This is a genomic window from Brucella sp. NBRC 12950, assembly GCF_030268145.1.
Classification (GTDB): domain Bacteria; phylum Pseudomonadota; class Alphaproteobacteria; order Rhizobiales; family Rhizobiaceae; genus Brucella.
Window position 1 is genome coordinate 90,219 of sequence record NZ_BSQC01000007.1, and the last position, 18,861, is coordinate 109,079.

The window sequence follows — 18,861 nt, forward strand, 5'->3', positions numbered from 1 at the left end:
CAACGCTTGCAAGCATATGTTTCCCAGACTTGGCCGGATGCGCATTGCTCCCCCCGCAATCAGTGTATCCGGCTATTTTTCCAAAGCACGGCGTGGTGCAGTGAATTCAAAAACCGGGCCACTGGTCCGCGGAATCGTGTCGAATCCGCCAGTAGCTTGCTTAAAAACTCGTGCCTAAATCGTTGAATGGGAAAATTTTTAAAACTGCTCGCGCCTCTCGGGCAGCCACTACCTGTGTGGCCGCCCGACACGCAAGGTATAAAAAGTTGAGCAAATGATCGTCAATACGAATAAAACAATAGGCTTTAGTTTAGAGAAGAAAGTAAGTTTCGGTCATGAAAGACTAAATAAACTGGCGGCGATGAAGCCGGTCATTGACCGGTGGCATCTCTTCAGACGCCGACTTCATCACCGGCCCCCGCATCTCTTTAATAACCTGGGGGAGGAGTTGCGCTCAAGACGCAAATGTCCCAAATTAATTCTCGTTTTGCCTCATAGAAAATTGCAGCCCTTAGTCCCAGCCTTCGGAGACTGATCAAGGTCATTCATGCAAGCATCGGGTGGCTTTGTGCGGTAAATGAACTTTACGAATGCTGCGTCAGCGCAATGTAGAAAATTTATATGGCTTCCGGCTTCGTTCTATCATCGTGGTTGATCGAAAAATATCGGGGTCGGTTTTTCCGCTCAGTTGAATGGAAATAAATAAAGAAAATATTTTTAGTATTTTGACTTTACAAACAATCAATACAAGCTAGCGAAAGCTGACATATGTTAAATATAGTCTGATTTAGTTGACCGTAAAAAAATATTTCTACTAAACAATCGAAAAATACCGACCGATTTGTACATATCTGTTTCAGACCATCCGTCTTACTGTAGTGAGACGTTTGATGCCATTTTCCAGCGGACGCTGGCCATCGCAATAGTCCTGCCATGCACTCGATGTCTTCAACAAGGCTGGAACAGTGCGAATAGTATATCGATTTGGATTAAGATCAGATTTCACCTGCGTCCAATTGAGTGGCATAGAGACGTTAGCGCCCGGTCGTGCGCGCGGCGACAACGGCGCTACGGCCGTCGCCATGCGATCATTGCGCAAATAGTCGAGAAAGATGCGACCGCTGCGCAAACTCTTGGACATTTTGATCAGATAAAGATCGGGATTGTCGCGAGCCATATGCTCGCAGACATCGTGCGCAAATCCCTTTGCCTCTTTCCATGATAAAGGCTTTCTTTTGTTCACGGCAAGTGGCGTCACGACATGCAGTCCCTTCCCACCAGTCGTTTTACAGAAACTGATTAAGCCCAATTCATCCAAACGATCACGCATCTCGCGCGCCGCCGTGACCACCGCTGAAAAGGCGACATCGGGGCCCGGATCGAGGTCGAATACGAGGCGGCCTGGTACTTCCGGTGTACCAGGCTCACAATTCCATGGGTGGAGCTCAATACCGCCAATTTGTGCGATGGCTACCAAGCCTTCAACCCGATCGACTTGTAGATAGGGTTTCTTGTCGCCGAAAACTTTTACCAGCTCGAGGAGATTGGAACTGCCAGGCATTGCGTGACGTTGGAAAAACTGCTCGCCACCTATGCCGTCCGGCGCTCGTATAATGGAGCATGGTCGCCCTCTGACATGTTCGATCAACCAATCCCCAACGGCCTCGTGATAATGCGCAAGGTCTTCCTTTGTCACAGGCTTGTTATCATCGGCGTCAGGCCATAGCGGTTTATCAGGATTGGAAATCATCACTCCCATCACCTCTGCCTTACCGCCCTTGCGAGGGAAACGCTTCTCCGGCGTGGCAACAGGTTCAAGTGTTTCGTGTTTTGCCGGCGATGCCGGCTTCTCTGTTGTCACCTCGTCAACTGGTTTGTCCTCGCGCAATCCCTTGAACGCGGCCTGACGGACGAGACCGTCACCGGTCCATCCCGCAAATTCGATTTCGGCGACAAGTTCAGGCTTTAACCAGACAATCTCTTTTCCGCTTTTTGGCGCCCCGATTCCGGTGAAAGGTGACGTTTTTGTTTCAGCGGCGCGCAACTTCGGAAGAAGAGTTTCGAGCTTTTTTGCACCATAGCCGGTGCCTATCCGTCCGACATAGACGAGATGATCGTCTTGGTAAACACCTGCCAAAAGCGAACGAAACTTTCCATTGGTCTTAGAATATCCGCCGATCACCACCTCATGTCCCGCACGGCATTTTGACTTTGCCCAGGTGTTGCTTCTGCCCGATACGTACGGTGCGTCCGATACTTTGGAGACGATGCCTTCCAGCGACAGCCTGCATGCTGAGCGTAGGATTGCGTCTCCGCCCGTTTCGAAATGCTCCACGAAGCGCAACCGAGGATCCTTCATCTTGTCCTCAGAAAAGAGGGCTTGCACCCGGGCCTTTCGCTCAACCAAAGCCATTTCTCGCATATCCTCACCATCAGCAAACAAAAGATCAAAGGCAAAGAAGACCAGATCCGCTGTGGCACGTTCCGATAGGGCCGCCTGAAGTGCCGCAAAATCGGGTGCTCCGTGGTCGTCGAGCGCGCAAATCTCGCCATCGACGATGCAATCGGGAAGCCCGGTGGCGGCTTTGGCAATTTCGGGGAATTTTGTTGTCCAGTCGAGACCCTTGCGCGTCTTCAGCGTCACCTTTCCGGCCAAGACGCGTAACTGAATACGATAGCCATCAAATTTAATCTCATGAACCCAGTTGGCACCTGATGGCGGCCGAGCACGCGTTTCGCAAAGCTGCGGCGCAATAAATTCCGGCAGATCAGTAGCGGCAACGCTTCGTCGCTTCATGTTAGTTTTTCGACGATCTGCCGCAAGACCTTGCTTGCTGTCCCAAACGGCGTTGGCCTGAACACTGCTATCATCCATCATGAATGGCTTAGGCTTCCTGCCCTTGCCACTGGCGATTTGGTCCATCGTACGGCCGGACGCGACCGATGTCATGTGCTCATCGAGCACCGCCGCGCCATTCTTCTCCAAGGCATGTTCGTCTTGATGTTTGATGAGGAGCCAGTTGGTGCGTCTCCCGCCGTCCCGATCATTGCGCATGCGCACCAGCACGAAGCTGCCATGCAGGCGCTTCCCCTGCAGAATAAATTTTAAATCACCCTTTTTTAAGGCTTCTTCCGGTGATGCTTTTCCTTCTGGCTTCCAATAGCCGCGATCCCAAAGCATGACAGTGCCGCCGCCGTACTGACCGCTCGGAATCGTTCCCTCGAAGTCACCATAATCAAGCGGATGATCCTCTACTTCAACCGCCAGTCGCTTATCGTGTGGATCAAGCGAGGGGCCCCTGGTGACTGCCCAGCTCTTAAACACGCCGTCAAGTTCAAGTCGGAGATCATAATGAAGCCTGGTTGCGTCGTGTTTTTGGATAATGAAACGAAGGCGATCGGATCGACCAATGACAGCGTCGCCACTAGGCTCACCGGTCTTCTTGAAATCCCGCTTTGAGCGATACTTTGACAGTTTTTCTTTTGCCATTGCACAATCTCAACTTTAGACACGTAGGAACACAACAGGGCAGAAGTGTTGGAAACCCACTGGCGTCCTTATAGTTCCCTTATAATTGCTGAGCCGTTGCTAGAGGCTTTGCTCGACTGCGTTGTAAACCTTCGGAACGTTTGCTCCTTTTTGCTCACGAGATGATGAGCGACCCAGCAATTTGTGCGTGAAGCCAATACCTTGATGAAATCCGCGAATAGCGTTGTAGGCTTTTGATTGCAAAGATGGCATCTAATCAGAAGGCGGTCATTTCCGCCGTCCGGAAAGGAACGCGGTTACTGCAAGGAGCTGGATTGCCGCGGCGAGTGCAAAAATGGTGAGCGGAGACATCGCTCTTGCAATTCCGAAAAGTGCGGGCGCGAGAGCATAAATTGCTTGGCTAATCGCAACAATTAGAGGCACGACCCTAGCGACATCGGCTTTATTGAATTCGACTTGGGCGATCAACGGCGGCAGCGATGTCGCGTTGCCGATGCCAAGCCCGAACAGCAAAACTCCGACGATCATCAAAGCTTCATTATCGCCACCCGTCGCCAAGAGGATTAGCGAGCCTATGATCTGAACTCCATAGCTTGCCGAAGCGATGAGACGTCGATCGGCCCAACTAGGCATAAACCAGCCGATGCTGGTGCGCCCAACGATCGCTGAAACGGTAGCGCCCCCCATGAGTAAACCTGCGTTTCGGGATCCAAAAACTGGAACCATAACTGAAAACAGATGCGCCAGCAGTCCAATCTGCGCGAACAATCCGGCCGCCATACCTATAGCGAGCGTGACGAACCGTCGGTCGCGCCATAATGAGCTGCCTGACATTGTTATAGGGGACTGCGAAGCCGTCAGTGGTGCTGCTTGACTCGACTGTCCTCCGTCGGGAGATTGCCCCAAGGCCTCGGGAGATTTGGAAAACACCACAATAGCCAGAACAATCACGGTCGTAACCATAAAAGTTCCGACAATAATTGTAGCCATTTCGAACCCGATCAAAGCAATCAGCATCACCCACAAAGGAGAGAAAATGACGCCACCTACGCTCGCTCCATTATAGGCCATGGAAAGTGCTGCGGGACGGCTCTTGATAAACCAGGGAGTAACAATGGCATTCACCGCAGCTGCACCCATCGTAACCCAGCCTGTTCCGGTCAAAACAGCGGCGAAAAACAGATGCCAAGGCTGATCGGCTATAGACCAACCTACGACGCCAGAGGCAAGAAGGACAGCTCCTGCGACTGTTAGAGCAGGAACTCCCGCCAGCCGATAGAGCCGAGGAAGATTTGCAACGACCACCGCACCGACCAAGAAATGCAGCGTTGTGGCAGTTGAAACGAGCGCCACAGACCATCCGGTTCGCTGCACCACCATCTGCAAGTAGATAGGCGGTCCATAAAAACCAATCCCCCAGCCAAATATTGCCAGGACGAAGGTCCCGGCCACGACATGCCAACCGAAAAATGGCGCCGCTTTGGCAGTTCGCATAAAGGTCATGAAGATTGCTCCAATGGTCATTGGCCATTGTTACAGCCTTCTACGAAGGAATGCTTCGGTCTTGATCGAAGTGTTTGCGTATTGACTTTGCTGCGGTGAATTTCAATGTCACCACGGATGCGTCCGGCGTGACCACGAGCATAGTGCAATCCTGCGGCCATAACACTGGTTTTGGGTGGAGATTAGCGGGTGAGTTAGAACCTATGGGGTCACGCGATCGCATGGCAAACCAAGCTGAAGTGTCGAGCCTTCATCAAGCCTTCTAGTTAACGGGAATAAAATCGGCGGGAGTTGTGGTGAACGGTGCAAAAAATGCTTGGCGGCGAGAGCCTGCCTTCTAGTCGTTGTCGACTGGTGTACGGCAAGTATCGTAGATACGGGTAAAACACTCCTGATCGACGCCTGCGGAAGTGCGGCAAACACTCTCCGCAAAGGTTTTGCATTCCGTCTCACTGCTCCCGAACCCTTCTCCCTCATCCGCATGAGCGGAAGTTGCGGCAGCTAGAATAATCAACGTGATACAATATTTTAACATTGTTTTTGTCACCTATTTAAATTCGCATTCGAAATAATACATATTTTTCAGTTATTTATAACCACCGATAATTGGAGGTTGATTCTTGGGTGAAGTCTGGGTGAAGCCACCTAGGTCTTATAGTGGTAAGTGTTACGTTCAGGCGATCTCGGGTGTCAGTCCCTGGGACATTCCGTCATGACGCAATTGCTCGATATCTGTTTCGGTGAGCGAAAGATCGACACTTGAAACAGGGTGAAGGGGACGCTTACGCCTTCACCTTACCTAAACGCGGTGTGTCTGGCGGAGGGTAAGTTCCAACCGCTCTCGTTCTCGATGCGGTTGTGCGAAGTGTCCAACATCGATAGCACCGAAAGGCTATTCTTTTCTGCCCTCTGTTGGACAACGGTGCATGCGAGCCGAATGTTGATAATTCCTCAGAAATCAAAATCAGGAATTAGCCAGAGAAAGGGGCCGGTTGTGGAGGAGGGTCAAAAGGGCTGAGTTGATGTGGAGGCATTCGTGCCCCGCTTTAATAGTCGGAAACAGCCAATATTGTTGAGTTTATTCAGATTGATAGAGGCTGCGTTCCTAACCCTTCAGCTTGATTGAAATGCGCGGGAACGCGTTGAAGTTGCATCCCATCAATTGGGGTACTGTGAGAGGTTGTAATAGCGTGGTGCATTGGGATGAGGTGTGCAGCCTTCATGAACCTTCGGGAGAATTCTATTCTCCGTTGTTAACATCTCACAGCGCATTTCTACCTCGTCGCGATAACGCGCCCTGATATATAGTCTAACCTCATAGCGGGACTCTTGAACAATGCAGCCAGAATATATCGCCGAAGTAAAACCCTTCCTCCCGAGGTTCTGCTTGGGTGAAAATGTAGTCGGCTCAACTTTCACGGGATTTCGACCCACCAGGATGCTGTCTTGATTGGACCTTTCAAACCGGAACAGAGCCGCAGGATTTAGAAAGCTCATCTGCGTGCTTTGGACCTCGCGGTTCCCGTCGCCAATTGCGGAGTGACGATCCTGGAAAAACCAAGCCGTCTATTCTCACACGACATCTAAGGAGAGAAATTATGGAGCAGGCAACATTTGGAGCCGGCTGCTTCTGGGGAGCGGAGGCATTCTTCCGTGAAATCGACGGGGTAATCGATACACGTGTTGGCCATTCAAGTGGTACAGACGGATCAACCACTGCCGCTCGCATCGAAGTGGTACAGATCGATTTCGACCCGCAGGTTCTTTCTTACGATGCGCTGATCCGCTTCTTTTGGGACAGTCATGACCCGACCTCCTTGGACAGGCAGGGTGAGGAAACCGGTGAAGGTGTTCGCTCCGCAATTTTTGTGCATTCGAGCGCTCAGGCGAACGAGGCAGGCCGACTACGCGACGTTTTCAACGCCACTTCCCTCAAGCCTGCGACCACCCAGATCATCCCCTTTAAAGGTCTAGAGATCGCAGATGAAAAACAACAGCGTTACTTAGAGAAGAACAGCGCCGCGACGTGTTCAGTCAATATTTGACGGACTGCCTTCGTTAAACCCAGTCCCTTATGGGACGCCTTTTCTTTGACAGATGGAATATTCATGAAACCCCTTCTTTTTGCGGCCGCCACCTTTTGCGCGCTGAGTTCCCTTGCACCTGCGGTACAGGCCAAGACGCTGGTTTATTGTTCAGAAGCAAGTCCGGAAGGCTTCGATCCAGCACGCTATACTGCAGGATCGACTTTCGATGCATCGTCGAAAACCATCTACAATCGGCTTATCGAATATAAACGCGGCTCCACGGAAATCGTGCCAGCTCTTGCGGAACGTTGGGAAATCTCAGAAGACGGCAAGACCTATACTTTTCATTTACGTGAAGGCGTAAAATTCCAGAGCAATGACATTTTCACTCCGTCGCGTCCTCTCAATGCAGATGATGTTGTCTTCAGCTTTGTAAGGCAGTCGGGTGATGCGGCTTATACGGCTTCTGCAGAAGATGCCGTGTGGTCGTACTACAATGATGTGGGCATTCCTCAGCTTGTAGAAAAGCTGGAGAAGGTCGATGATCTTACGGTGCGGTTTGTCCTCAAAGAGCCAACCGCTCCCTTCCTCGGTCTGCTTGGCCTTGATTTTGCATTCATCCTTTCAAAAGAATACGCCGATCAGCTCGCAGCCTCAGGACGTCTTAGCGATCTTAACCAAAAGCCAATCGGCACCGGACCGTTTCGTTTCATCGCCTATCAGACCGACGCTGTAATTCGCTACGAAGCTTTCAGCGAATACTGGGGCGGCAGGCAGCCTCTCGACACGCTTATTTTTGCCATCACAACTGATCCGGCGATCCGTATCCAGAAACTTAAAGCCGGAGAATGCCAGGTCGCCGTTTATCCCGCGCCGGCAGATATTCCGGTTCTCAAAGACGACAAAAGCCTCAAAGTTATTCAACGACCAGGGCTGAATGTGGGGTATCTGGCGTTCAACACCACCGAAAAGCCATTTGACCGACCAGAGGTCAGAAACGCAGTTACGCAGGCAGTCAATAAAAAGGCAATTCTGGACGCTGTCTATCAGGGTAGTGGAATTATTGCAGACAGTGTCCTTCCACCGGATATGTTCGGATTCAACAAGAATCTGAGAACTATCAGTTATGACCCGGATGCTGCACGTCAGAAGATCAAGGAGCTCGGACTGGAGGGGCAGAAGATAACACTGTGGGCTATGCCTGTCTCGCGCCCGTATAATCCCAATGGGAAGCGCGCCGCCGAACTACTGCAGGCGGATCTAGCGGCAGCCGGTCTGAAGCCGGAAATCATCACCTATGAATGGGGCGAGTATCTAAAGCGTTCCAACGACCCCTCGCATCAGGGTGCGGTTCTGGCGGGCTGGACTGCAGACAATGGCGATCCCGACAGCTTTTTGACGCCGTTGCTGAGCTGTAAATCGGTAGGGGGTAACAATAAAGCTGTATGGTGTAACCAGGCCTTTGATGCAGTGATTAGCGAAGCACGCAATACCACTGTTGAAGGGAGGAGGGCCGAACTCTATCAGCAAGCTCAGCAGATTGCAGCGGATGACGCACCTTGGATACCGCTGGCCAATGGTCTCATTACGGTCGTTACGGCTTCAAACGTTGAGGGCTATCTCATTGAGCCTTCTGACGCACACCGTTTCGACGGTGTTGATCTCGACAAATAATCTGCTCGTCAATCAGGCCCTGGCATTCTCTACAACGAGGTGTCAGGCGCCGTCGTGCTAGTTGAGAACTTTTACAATAGTTCTTCAGGGTGCTGCTCACAGCGTCGGGGCGATGAATATGAATGCGTATCTGGTAATCCTTGTTAGCCGGGTTGCCTCGCTTGTCTCAAATGACATGCCCTCGCGCATTGAAGCGTAATAGGCATCAGCGCTTCGCTGTCGGCAGAAGTTCCATTTCACGGATCTGCCAGACTGTTTAAAGTCTGTTTTCCATCGCAGTTCTCCGATCGGGTTGTGGTTTCGTCATGCGGGTAATTCGTTGCTCATATCGATTTCAACGATACGCGCTTTTCGAGTTTGGCTGCTTCTTCCTTGCGCTCGCTATAACGGTCTGTGAGATGATCCGAGATGCCACGCGTCAGAAGTGTGAACTTCATCAGCTCTTCCATCACATCGACTACGCGATCATAGAAGGATGATGATTTCATCCGTCCAGCGTCGTCAAATTCCTGCCATGCCTTGGCGACGGATGACTGGTTTGGAATGGTGATCATTCGCATCCAGCGCCCCAGAACACGCATCTGATTGACGGCGTTGAAGCTCTGCGACCCGCCTGAAACCTGCATCAATGCCAGAGTTCGGCCCTGGGTCGGACGAATTGCTCCACCGGGCAAAGGTATCCAGTCGATCTGCGATTTCATGACGGCGCTCATGGCTCCGTGACGTTCTGGACTAGTCCAGACTTGTCCTTCTGACCACAGCATTGCCTCACGCAATTCCTGAACCTTTGGATGCTCTGCGGAACCGTCGTCTGGCAAAGGAAGACCATTGGCATGAAAGATACGCGTTTCAGCACCCATCGCATCGAGAAGTCCCTGCGCTTCCAGCGTCAAAAACCGACTGTAAGAGCGATCACGAAGTGAGCCATAGAGCAAGAGGATACGAGGCTTATGCTTTGGAAAGTCGGCGCGTAGTGCATCCAGGTTGGGCAATGCGAAGGAATTCTGATCGAGGTTCGGCAGGTCCATGTCAGCGGGACTTTCTTTCATGGGTGATGACTTCTCCGTCCTCTTTGGTGAATGACGACACCGGATTTTCCAGAATGTCGAGAACCAGTTCTGACGGACGGCACAGTCTGGTGCCAAGAGGCGTTTCCACGATTGGACGATTGATCAGGATAGGATGCGCCATCATGAAGTCGAACAGTTCATCATCGGTCCATTTGGGATCAGACAATCCCAGTTCAGCATAGGGTGTGCCTTTCTCGCGAAGGAGTTGGCGAGGTGTCATCTGCATTGCAGTGAGCAGTTCGACCAGACGTTCTCGCGAAGGCGGATTTTTCACATATTCAATGACGACAGGCTGTTCGCCGCTGGCACGGATCAAGGACAATGTGTTGCGAGATGTCCCACAGTTCGGATTGTGATAGATCGTAACTGACATCAGAGCTTTCCGGCTTCATTGACTGGCTTTTGATTTGCGCCGCGTTCGTACCAGTCCTTTGAGCGGTTCACGATCCAGACGACCGAGAGCATGACAGGCACTTCAACAAGAACGCCAACCACCGTTGCAAGTGCTGCTCCAGATGAGAAGCCAAACAGGCTGATTGCGGCTGCTACCGCCAGTTCAAAGAAGTTTGAGGCGCCAATCAATGCCGAGGGACCAGCAATGCAATGTCGCTCGCCTGAAATGCGATTCAACAGATAAGCGAGACCAGAGTTGAAATAGACCTGAATGAGGATCGGAACGGCCAGCACCGCAATGATCATGGGTTGTGCGATGATCTGCTCTCCTTGAAACCCGAATAGCAAAACGAGTGTCGCCAAAAGCGCTACCAGGGACAGGGGCTGTAGTGTCTTGAGCATTGCATCGAACGCTCGTTCTCCTCCACTGGCGAGAATGCTTTTGCGCAGGATTTGCGCGACAATTACCGGAATGACGATATAGAGGACAACCGACAGAACGAGCGTGTCCCACGGGACAGTAATTGCCGACAGTCCGAGCAGTAGCCCGACGATAGGGGCAAATGCCACAACCATGATCGCATCGTTCAGTGCGACCTGTGACAGTGTGAAATGCGGCTCGCCCTTGGTCAGGTTGGACCAGACGAATACCATTGCCGTGCAAGGGGCAGCCGCCAAAATAATCAGCCCTGCAATGTAGGAATCTATCTGGTCTGCAGGCAGATAAGGGCGAAACAGCCAGCCAATGAACAACCAGCCAAGAAGCGCCATAGAGAATGGTTTGACGGCCCAATTGATAAAGAGTGTGACGCCGATGCCACGCCAGTGCTCAGCGACCTGTCTCAATGCGCTGAAATCGATCTTCAGCAACATGGGGATGATCATGAGCCAGATAAGAATGGCGACCGGAATGTTGACTCTGGCGACTTCAGCAGCTCCGATTGCATGGAATACTGTTGGAAAGAAGTGGCCCAAAGCTACCCCTGCGACGATGCACAGAGCCACCCAGACAGTCAAATATCGTTCGAATGTGGACATCAATCCTTCTCCAAGTTCCAGATTACCAAGAACAAAATTGAACATGCGTAGTCGTCCGTGCCCTAAATGAGCACGTTGTAGACCCGACCTGTCATTTCATTTGTCTATCTGGTGGAAGGCCGAATTCATCGACCCTGCGTTATTCAGTGGTCGTTTTCGGTTCGCAACAAGGTATCAGGCTCTGTATGAGAGGCCCGCAGAGTTCCGCATTGCCTCCGCAACAATCCTTGATCATGAAAAGGGCCAGTTCTCGAAACCGGTCGAGATCGGCGCGATAAATGATCAAACGGCTCTGACGCTCCCCTTTTACAAGTCCTGCGCGCGATAATGTTGCCAGATGTGCAGACATCGTATTCTGCGGAACATCAAGCATGCGCGCCAGCTCACCGGCAGGAACACCCGTAGGTTCGTGTTTCACCAATAGGCGAAATGTGTCCAATCTTGTTGGTTGGGCTAGGGCAGCAAATGCTATGATCGCAATTTCGTTTTCCATATATCCAGAATAATGGATATAACAAAACTGTCAATGGGCTAAACGGTCTTGTTTCGATAAGTGAGTTTTAAAATCGCATGACTGGCTTGGGCGGCAAGTTTGTCGCTGTGTGAGTTGCCGCTCAACCGCATGGAAATTCGTTCATGACATATTTTGCGTATATTTGGGAAAAGGCAACAGAGCGTAAGGAGTAGGCCTGCTAAGATGAATCGCGCGAATTGGCAGGTCAGCTAGCGTGTCCGACACGCTTCGATAGACGCGATCTTCAGCTTCCCAAGTTAGGTCTTCACCGTCGTAGTAAAAAACGTCGTAATCTTTGATTTCCCATTTGGGTCGCGGCCTGATGGAACGTTCCATACAATTTGGAAGAGGCAACCGGCCGTCAGATAGCATTGTCCAAGCTTCATGCTGGCGAGCCGCTGAAGCAATTCCCTGTTAATAGGGTTGTTTAGCACGGTGTTATAAAAATGTTTCGTCCATTAGTTACAAAGGGCACAAATGCGCGGTTTTCGTCAACTGCGCTTTGTGGCAAATGCCGCCGGGATCGGAAATGAGCTGACGCATGCGCAATTTGCTGGGAAGCATTCAATTGCAACTGACCAGCCGCTTGCAAAAGAGCTTTCAGTAGCGCCGATCGTCGGCAAAAAAGTTCGTAGTGTGCAGAGGGGCGAAGGAGAGCAATGCCCCTTATGCAATATTAGAATTTATGAACAGATGCTCGATCAGTTCAGATCACACAGTGGTAATCGGTGTCGCTAATCTATTGAGACTAATAGGCTAAGTCGGCCTTATGCCTGGCGATAAAATCAACCCATCGGGTCGGCTGACGGCCCGTAATGGCGAGGAAATTATCGAAAGTATCGTCAGCGCCAGGTATGGTACCCGCCGCATAGCGCTTATAGTGGTCGTAAACGCAGCCCATATAAGCCATTTCCGCGCCTGAACTAATCATATCCTGCAAAAAAAGTTCAGGCGGACGGGCTTCATAACGGAATGGCTGGCCGATAATACTCGTCATAAGGGGGGCGAGTTCCTCGTAGGTTAGGGCGTCATAACCAAGGCGATAAGTCTGCCCAGCATGAAGATCAGGGCGCGAGAGTGTTTCTATCGCTACCTCGGCAATATCGCCTATATCAACCCAGCTTATTCGCGCGGGGCCAACGAAAGCCTGAACAACCCCATCCTCTACGGATTTTTTGCCACCATAGCCCAAAAGATTTTGCATAAAGGCTTCTGGGCGCAAGTGGGTGAAGGAAAAGCCGCACCACTCAATATAGCGCTCCACTAACTGATGCCATGCCCAATGCGCGACCGTGGTATCATCACGGCCACAGGCACCGAGATGGACGATATGCTTTACACCCCCTTTCTTTGCATTATCCAGTAGAGCCTTGCTTTGTCGTAGCATGTCGACTGTGTAGCCGGTCACCAGGAAAATTCGATCGATACCTTCTAGTGCCGCCCGATGCGTACTTTCGTCATCAAGGTCGAGCATCACTGTTGCAATGCCCTTTTCATTCAAGGCGGCTGCTTTTACGGGTGACCGCGTGGCAGCCACCCAATCAATCTCAGGGTTGGAGAGGCTGAGGTGGAGCACTCTGCTGCCGACTTGGCCGGTAGCGCCTGTGATTAGAATTTTAGGGCGATCAAAGGACACCATTGCTTTACTCGTTCATAAGCCAGAAAGATGCGTGTAACCTATTGTAGAAAATGATACTTGTCTCTGACGAAGAATTCCTATTACTATGGAATTTTATTCCATAATGAAAGAAGAGCAATGACATCGCCGGAGAGGCTTAAAGGCATCGACGCCTTTGTCACCGCTGCCGACTGCGGTAGTTTTACAGCTGCTGCTGCTCGGTTGAAAATTACCAATTCAGCGGTAGGCAAAGCGATCGCTCGGCTTGAACTGCGCCTTGGCGTTCGTCTGTTCACCCGCACCACGCGCACTTTGTCTCTTACGGACGCTGGTGCCGCTTACTACCGCACTTGCTCAAGAATTCTCGCGGACCTCGAATCTGCAGAAGTAACAATAGCAGCTGAAGGGTCAGAACCTGTTGGGCGCTTAAGAGTTGACGTTCCAGCTTCCTACGGCCGTTTACATGTTATGCCGATATTGCTCGAGTTTGCCGCTGCGTACCCAGGTCTGCGTCCACATGTTTCGTTCTCGGATCACTTCGTCGATCTCATCGAGGATGAAGTCGATATTGTCGTCCGGATCGGCGGTCCCGATGTCTGGCCTCCCACGATCGGCCATTATCATCTCGGTTCCGAAACGGCAATTTTCTGTGCTTCGCCCAGTTATTTATCCCGAGCAGGATCTGTAAATACGGTGGCTGAACTCGAAGCTCATGACAAGGTGATTTACAAAAAAAACGATGGTACTCCATCATTTTGGTTGTTTCAGGATACTCCATGTGCGCCAAGTGTGCGACGGGTGGTAGATGGAAGGATTGCACTTGGTGACGCGGCAAGCAAAGTAGCCGCTGTCGTTGCGGGATGCGGGATCGCTCAGTTGCCGACTTGGCTCGTGCAGAATGAACTTCTGAGCGGCAGTCTGGTTCACGTTCTTCCCGAACACACTGCAACCGGCTTGCCGTTCCGTCTGATTTGGCAGAAAAACAAAGAAAGTTTGCCGAAAGTGATGTTGCTGACCGAGGCGTTAAAGAAGCTTAGTCCAACTTGTTTGCCGCGGTTGTTAGATTAAATAGAGTTTCCCTACCCAATCTGAAATCAGACCAATGAAAACCAATTTATTTTTCGGTTAGCATAATGACGATCGTTTATGCTGCAGCAATATACTGCACTGCGGGATTTGAAATCCTAATCCATACAAAAATCGTCATAAGACCGTTGTGTAACGGGCGGCGATAAGTACCGTGAGCCGGCACTAATCTTGGGGCCGCAGGTATGCCTAACAGAAGTGCAGGAGTTTGGTCATGGTATCGATTAAGTCGACTAACGGATTGCAAATGGCTTTCCCTCGCACCTATTGCGAAGCAAAGGCTCTGGAGAGCGCTCACATCTTCCTTCTTGCTGGCTGACACAATCAGACGTGAACGCCCGCCGCGCTCAGCGCGCGAGGGAACGTTTGAAGCGGGTTTCAAGTTTGGCTTGACCATATTCGAGAACAATGGACAGGGCCCAATATATCATCGAGGCGGTGATCAGCATTTCGATATGTCGGAATTCAGTTTGTCCCTGGGTACGAGCGAGATACATAAGTTCCCATACACCAATGACTGAGACGAGTGATGAGTCCTTGAGCATCGCGATAAATTGGTTGCCGGTCGGCGGAATTATGATGCGCATCGCCTGCGGGAGAATGACCAGCCACATGGTCTGCGAAGAGCCAAGGCCAAGCGCGAATGCACCTTCCTGTTGTCCACGTGGAATGCTTTCGATGCCTGCCCGGAAGATCTCAGTCATATAAGCGCCGTAGCATAATGACAACGCCAGAATACCTGCGGGAATTGGTCCGATGACGTACCCCACCTGCGGGAGCCCGAGGTAAATGATATAGATCTGCATTAACAATGGCAGGCCACGGAAGAGCGAAGTGTAGAACGTTGCCAGCCCGTAGACGAGGCCGTTCTTAGAAAGTTTGGCCACAGCACCAACCAATGCAATGATGGTCGCGAAAAAAATGGATGCCGCAGAAATATAGAGCGTTGTGACGACGCCCTGACTGATCAAAAATCCGATTTTCCGGGCAATGAATTCAAAGGACAGATTGAACGAGTAGAAGAAGATCATCAACAGAAGGAATAGTTCCAGCCATATTCCACAGATCTGCGCCCAACGCGGGAAAAGCTTAAGAAACCTCCAATTGGCAAAGATAATAACGCTTAGCAATACCGAGGAGATGAGGGTCGACTTGGTGAAGCCTGCCTTCGCGACCTTCGGGTCTATACCAAGCCAGTTTGTTATCCCTGAGAACCGAATGTTCATGAAACAAAAGAGTGCTGTCAGGATAACAAAAAAAGCTATCTGAACAGTACGCTTGGCGGCTTCTGGCCGCGTCAGAAAAAACCTCCCGAGCATGTTCTCTCCTCTGCTAGCTCGCCTTTCGCTCAGCAAGCCAATCCTGCATCTGCAATTTCCAATAGGTAATCTGTGCGGCTGCAAGGCCGGCGTGTCCTCCAGCCCAGACAAGTCCGAATTTTTCGAAGAGTTTGTAGCGGTCGCTCTGTCCGCAGATGGCTTCTGCCACCACCTTGCCGCCAATTGCAGTCGTGTTGAGCCCATGACCGCCGAAAGCCGTGCAGTACCACGTGTTGCGGTCAAGTTGGCCGATCTGTGGCATCTTATGCCTCGCGTAGGACATTAAACCAGACCAAGCCAGCTCAGTCTTGAGAGAAGCAAGTTGGGGATAGGTGCCGACCATTTCGCGGCGCAACTCGCGGACCACGCCGGGAGTGTCGGCCGCTCTTGTAGTGATACGTCCACCCCACAAAAGCCTCTGACCCCCGTCTATCACGCGGTAATAGTCTCCGGCCCGACGGTTATCACCAATCGCAGCCATAGTGTGGATTGCCGATGATATCAGTTCGGGGGCCTTTTCACTCACCATCACATAGGTCGAAATTGGCAGATAAGCTCGCCGGATCTGTCCCACCAGACCGTCAGTGTAACCACCCGTGGTGATCAGAACTGAGGCCGCCTTGATGTGTCCACGGTTCGTTTTGACAAGCTTGCCATCCTTTTCGTCGAGCAGCTGCATCACACGGCTATGCTCAAATATCCGTCCTCCAAGTCGTTCAATCTCGCGCCCGAGGGCTCGGAGGTAATTCAATGGATGGATATGGAACGCGTTAGGGTCGTAAACCGATTGGAAATAGCGCCGCGAATTCAGAATCCTACGTGTTTCCATGGTTGAATAAAAGTCAATCTCGTAGCCATAATCGCGCTGAAGCGCGTCGGCGTAATGTCTTAGATTGTCACCGTCGTCATATCGGCGCACGTGCAAAATACCGGGAACGGACTGTGCTTCTACGATCTTCATCGTGTCGATATTTTGTCGAACAAATTCGACGCCCTCAATCGACAACCGGTGAAGGGATTCAGCAACAGATTTGCCCACTTTGGTGCCAATTTCATCGCCGCCTGACGAAAAGCCTGGGCTCACGAACCCGCCATTGCGCCCCGAGGCCCCAAATCCGATGCTTTCGGCTTCCAGGACAACAACTTGCTTGCCTGCACGTGACATCTGCAGAGCGGCCGACAGACCGGCCAACCCTCCGCCGATCACGGCCACATCTGCCGTGATCTCCTGTTCAAGTGTCGGCCGCGCCACCGCGTCCGCCGCTGTTTGACTGTAATATGTGGTCGGGTAAGTCATCGCAACACCGGAATAACATAACGGTTGAGCCACCGTGGCGATGGCTCATTCCGAAAATGATTTAAGGGTAATGTCAGTCGGCGCTGTAATCTTTGCCGTACCACTTTGCAGTGAGCGTCGCCAAAGTGCCGTCAGATTTCATCTGCTTGATGATTTCCCCAATCTTGGCTGTCCATTCCGGATCGTTCTTCTCTGCAATGACCACGAGAGGCTCGCGGAATGCATATTCGCCCTCGAGGATCTTCACCGGGTAACCATTCTTGATCGCGTTCTGCGCCGTTTGTTCCGGCGCGATGATCGCATCAATGCGAACGCCGTCACCTAGTCTAAGATCATCGAATGGCAGCATGGAATCCGCGAAGGTACGAATTTCGCCTGGCTCAAGCTTATATTCGATAGGGGGAAGCCCCGGAGCGTCAATTTCCAACTGGCGGCGAGCAAAATCTTCCGAGGTGGTTGCGGTTTCTACGCCAATGACTTTGCCCTTAAGATCAGCAACGGATTTCGCCTCGCTGTCCTTGTGTACAACATAGACATAGGGGCTGTAATAATAGACACCGGCAAAATCGATGACATTGGCGCGTGCCTTGGTCGGTGTGACTGAACCAACGCCCACGTCATAGCGACCCTGCCAGCGCCCGCCAGTTAGTGTTGCCCAATCGGGTGTTTCGAAAGTGACGCTGACACCAAGGCGTTTGCCGATCTCATTGGCTACGTCTACGTCGAAGCCCACAAGCTTGTTGGAGTCATCAAGAAAGCTCTGTGGCGGCCAACCCGCATTGGTTGCAACAACCATAGCCTTCTTTTCCATGACGCGGTCCAGCGTCTCTCCTGCGTAAGCAGAAAATCCAGTAGCTAGAATAGCGCCTGCGATACCCATTATTGTTATGATTTTTTTCATTTTATCGAACCCCTCCACTGGTTTGATATCTCAGCATTGCATAAACGTCGAAGCAACGGCTAGCTTGGCCTAATAGCCAGGTCATGAAATAAACGCATCATCATATGCAGTTATTGCAGGATGTCAGCGTAAAATGGCTCGTGTGAAGCCGAACTTGTCAAATGTCGACGCAGCAATCAAAACTCGTTATGTCAGACCTTTCAATGGAATTGAAAAAGCCTTGCCAGCATTGCAGAATTTACTGTTGCTGTTCTGACAGTCATCCAAATGCTCCCGCGATCCTTCTCGGGTCGACCTTTGCCATCGGTACGGCGTATTCGATACAGATTTGCGCTGCAGTACTGGGGTCGATACGCGCCTTATACGCCGCAAACACATCTTGAAGCAAACCCGAATGAAGCTGGCCAGTATTCTGGCGGTACCTCGTATTGCTGCAGTGCCTCTTGAAATACCGACCAGAGAGGCTGAAGGTAATCAATTGGTGATGATCTGGTTTGCTTAAAGCTGGAAGCTGCGGCACGCCGAAGTCTTCAGAACCGATGGTCTGAGCTACGGGGCGCATCGCCTGATAGACGATATCAAGTGATATGTTGGCCCCATCGCTTTGAGCTGCACCTAGCGCAAGACTTAGGAGGGAAAGACGGCTTTCGATCAAATAACGATTGGGGAGATCGCCAAAGTAATAAAGATTGCCATCGTTGGTCTCTACAATGGTTAAGGCATCCGCAGCGCCAGAGGCAGCAGTTTCAACCTGTGCAGCCATAAGACAGGAAAAGCCGCCATTCGATGCGAGAGCTGCAAAGAGGTTCTCAGGTTTTATGATCTCATTTGAAACCGCGCTTTTGCAAGCAAGATCATGCAGAACTCGGCCTGCAAATCTGGGGCGAACCATCGGATCATCAGTCTCAGCCTTTCGTAACTGTTCCAACAT

At 51.3% G+C, this 18,861-nt stretch carries 15 protein-coding genes; 4 read left to right on the forward strand and 11 right to left on the reverse strand.

Annotated elements, in window-relative coordinates; translation table 11 throughout:
* Window positions 1-856 precede the first annotated feature (856 nt).
* Both ligD and QSJ70_RS13300 read right to left on the reverse strand, forming a co-directional pair.
* Window positions 857-3,490 carry a DNA ligase D gene (gene ligD / locus QSJ70_RS13295; RefSeq protein ID WP_285536987.1) on the reverse strand — a complete coding sequence of 878 codons (2,634 nt, stop codon included), beginning with the start codon at window positions 3,488-3,490 and terminating at the stop codon, window positions 857-859.
* A 267-nt stretch (window positions 3,491-3,757) separates the two neighbouring features.
* Window positions 3,758-4,993 (reverse strand): MFS transporter, encoded by a 1,236-nt coding sequence (locus QSJ70_RS13300; protein ID WP_285536989.1) that lies wholly within the window; start codon window positions 4,991-4,993, stop codon window positions 3,758-3,760.
* A 1,598-nt stretch (window positions 4,994-6,591) separates the two neighbouring features.
* Between QSJ70_RS13300 and msrA the strand changes: the two genes are divergently transcribed.
* Window positions 6,592-7,038: a peptide-methionine (S)-S-oxide reductase MsrA gene (msrA, locus tag QSJ70_RS13305; RefSeq protein ID WP_285536997.1), complete on the forward strand. Its 447-nt coding sequence runs from the start codon at window positions 6,592-6,594 to the stop codon at window positions 7,036-7,038.
* A gap of 63 nt (window positions 7,039-7,101) precedes the next feature.
* On the forward strand, window positions 7,102-8,694 hold the full coding sequence (locus tag QSJ70_RS13310; protein WP_285537006.1) for an ABC transporter substrate-binding protein: 1,593 nt from the start codon (window positions 7,102-7,104) through the stop codon (window positions 8,692-8,694).
* 323 nt (window positions 8,695-9,017) lie between these two features.
* Here QSJ70_RS13310 and arsH read toward each other — a convergent pair whose 3' ends face one another.
* From arsH to QSJ70_RS13330, 4 genes are all read right to left on the reverse strand, one after another.
* On the reverse strand, window positions 9,018-9,743 hold the full coding sequence (gene arsH / locus QSJ70_RS13315; protein ID WP_285537008.1) for an arsenical resistance protein ArsH: 726 nt from the start codon (window positions 9,741-9,743) through the stop codon (window positions 9,018-9,020).
* On the reverse strand, window positions 9,724-10,137 hold the full coding sequence (gene arsC / locus QSJ70_RS13320; RefSeq protein ID WP_285537011.1) for an arsenate reductase (glutaredoxin): 414 nt from the start codon (window positions 10,135-10,137) through the stop codon (window positions 9,724-9,726). Before arsC ends, arsH begins: the two co-directional genes overlap by 20 nt.
* On the reverse strand, window positions 10,137-11,195 hold the full coding sequence (gene arsB / locus QSJ70_RS13325) for an ACR3 family arsenite efflux transporter (protein ID WP_285537013.1): 1,059 nt from the start codon (window positions 11,193-11,195) through the stop codon (window positions 10,137-10,139). The genes arsC and arsB overlap by 1 nt, the downstream gene beginning before the upstream one ends.
* 139 nt (window positions 11,196-11,334) lie before the next feature.
* Window positions 11,335-11,688, reverse strand: a complete 354-nt coding sequence (locus tag QSJ70_RS13330) for an ArsR/SmtB family transcription factor (protein WP_285537015.1) — start codon at window positions 11,686-11,688, stop codon at window positions 11,335-11,337.
* Between the two features lie 498 nt (window positions 11,689-12,186).
* Here QSJ70_RS13330 and QSJ70_RS13335 point away from each other — a divergent pair, with 498 nt between their 5' ends.
* Window positions 12,187-12,447 carry a hypothetical protein gene (locus tag QSJ70_RS13335; RefSeq protein WP_285537017.1) on the forward strand — a complete coding sequence of 87 codons (261 nt, stop codon included), beginning with the start codon at window positions 12,187-12,189 and terminating at the stop codon, window positions 12,445-12,447.
* A 10-nt stretch (window positions 12,448-12,457) separates the two neighbouring features.
* On the opposite strand, the gene QSJ70_RS13340 is transcribed toward QSJ70_RS13335, so the two are convergent.
* Window positions 12,458-13,348 carry an SDR family oxidoreductase gene (locus tag QSJ70_RS13340; RefSeq protein ID WP_285537019.1) on the reverse strand — a complete coding sequence of 297 codons (891 nt, stop codon included), beginning with the start codon at window positions 13,346-13,348 and terminating at the stop codon, window positions 12,458-12,460.
* Between the two features lie 57 nt (window positions 13,349-13,405).
* Here QSJ70_RS13340 and QSJ70_RS13345 point away from each other — a divergent pair, with 57 nt between their 5' ends.
* Window positions 13,406-14,395 carry a LysR family transcriptional regulator gene (locus QSJ70_RS13345; protein ID WP_215780254.1) on the forward strand — a complete coding sequence of 330 codons (990 nt, stop codon included), beginning with the start codon at window positions 13,406-13,408 and terminating at the stop codon, window positions 14,393-14,395.
* 365 nt (window positions 14,396-14,760) lie between these two features.
* On the opposite strand, the gene QSJ70_RS13350 is transcribed toward QSJ70_RS13345, so the two are convergent.
* From QSJ70_RS13350 to QSJ70_RS13365, 4 genes are all read right to left on the reverse strand, one after another.
* On the reverse strand, window positions 14,761-15,732 hold the full coding sequence (locus QSJ70_RS13350; protein WP_285537021.1) for an amino acid ABC transporter permease: 972 nt from the start codon (window positions 15,730-15,732) through the stop codon (window positions 14,761-14,763).
* A gap of 13 nt (window positions 15,733-15,745) precedes the next feature.
* Complete coding sequence (locus QSJ70_RS13355; RefSeq protein WP_285537024.1) at window positions 15,746-17,029, reverse strand: NAD(P)/FAD-dependent oxidoreductase; 1,284 nt, start codon at window positions 17,027-17,029, stop codon at window positions 15,746-15,748.
* A 73-nt stretch (window positions 17,030-17,102) separates the two neighbouring features.
* Window positions 17,103-17,930 (reverse strand): transporter substrate-binding domain-containing protein, encoded by an 828-nt coding sequence (locus tag QSJ70_RS13360; protein ID WP_445558169.1) that lies wholly within the window; start codon window positions 17,928-17,930, stop codon window positions 17,103-17,105.
* A gap of 259 nt (window positions 17,931-18,189) precedes the next feature.
* A complete protein-coding gene (locus QSJ70_RS13365; RefSeq protein ID WP_285537026.1) occupies window positions 18,190-18,693 on the reverse strand; it encodes a hypothetical protein in 504 nt (167 codons plus the stop codon).
* Window positions 18,694-18,861 lie beyond the last annotated feature (168 nt).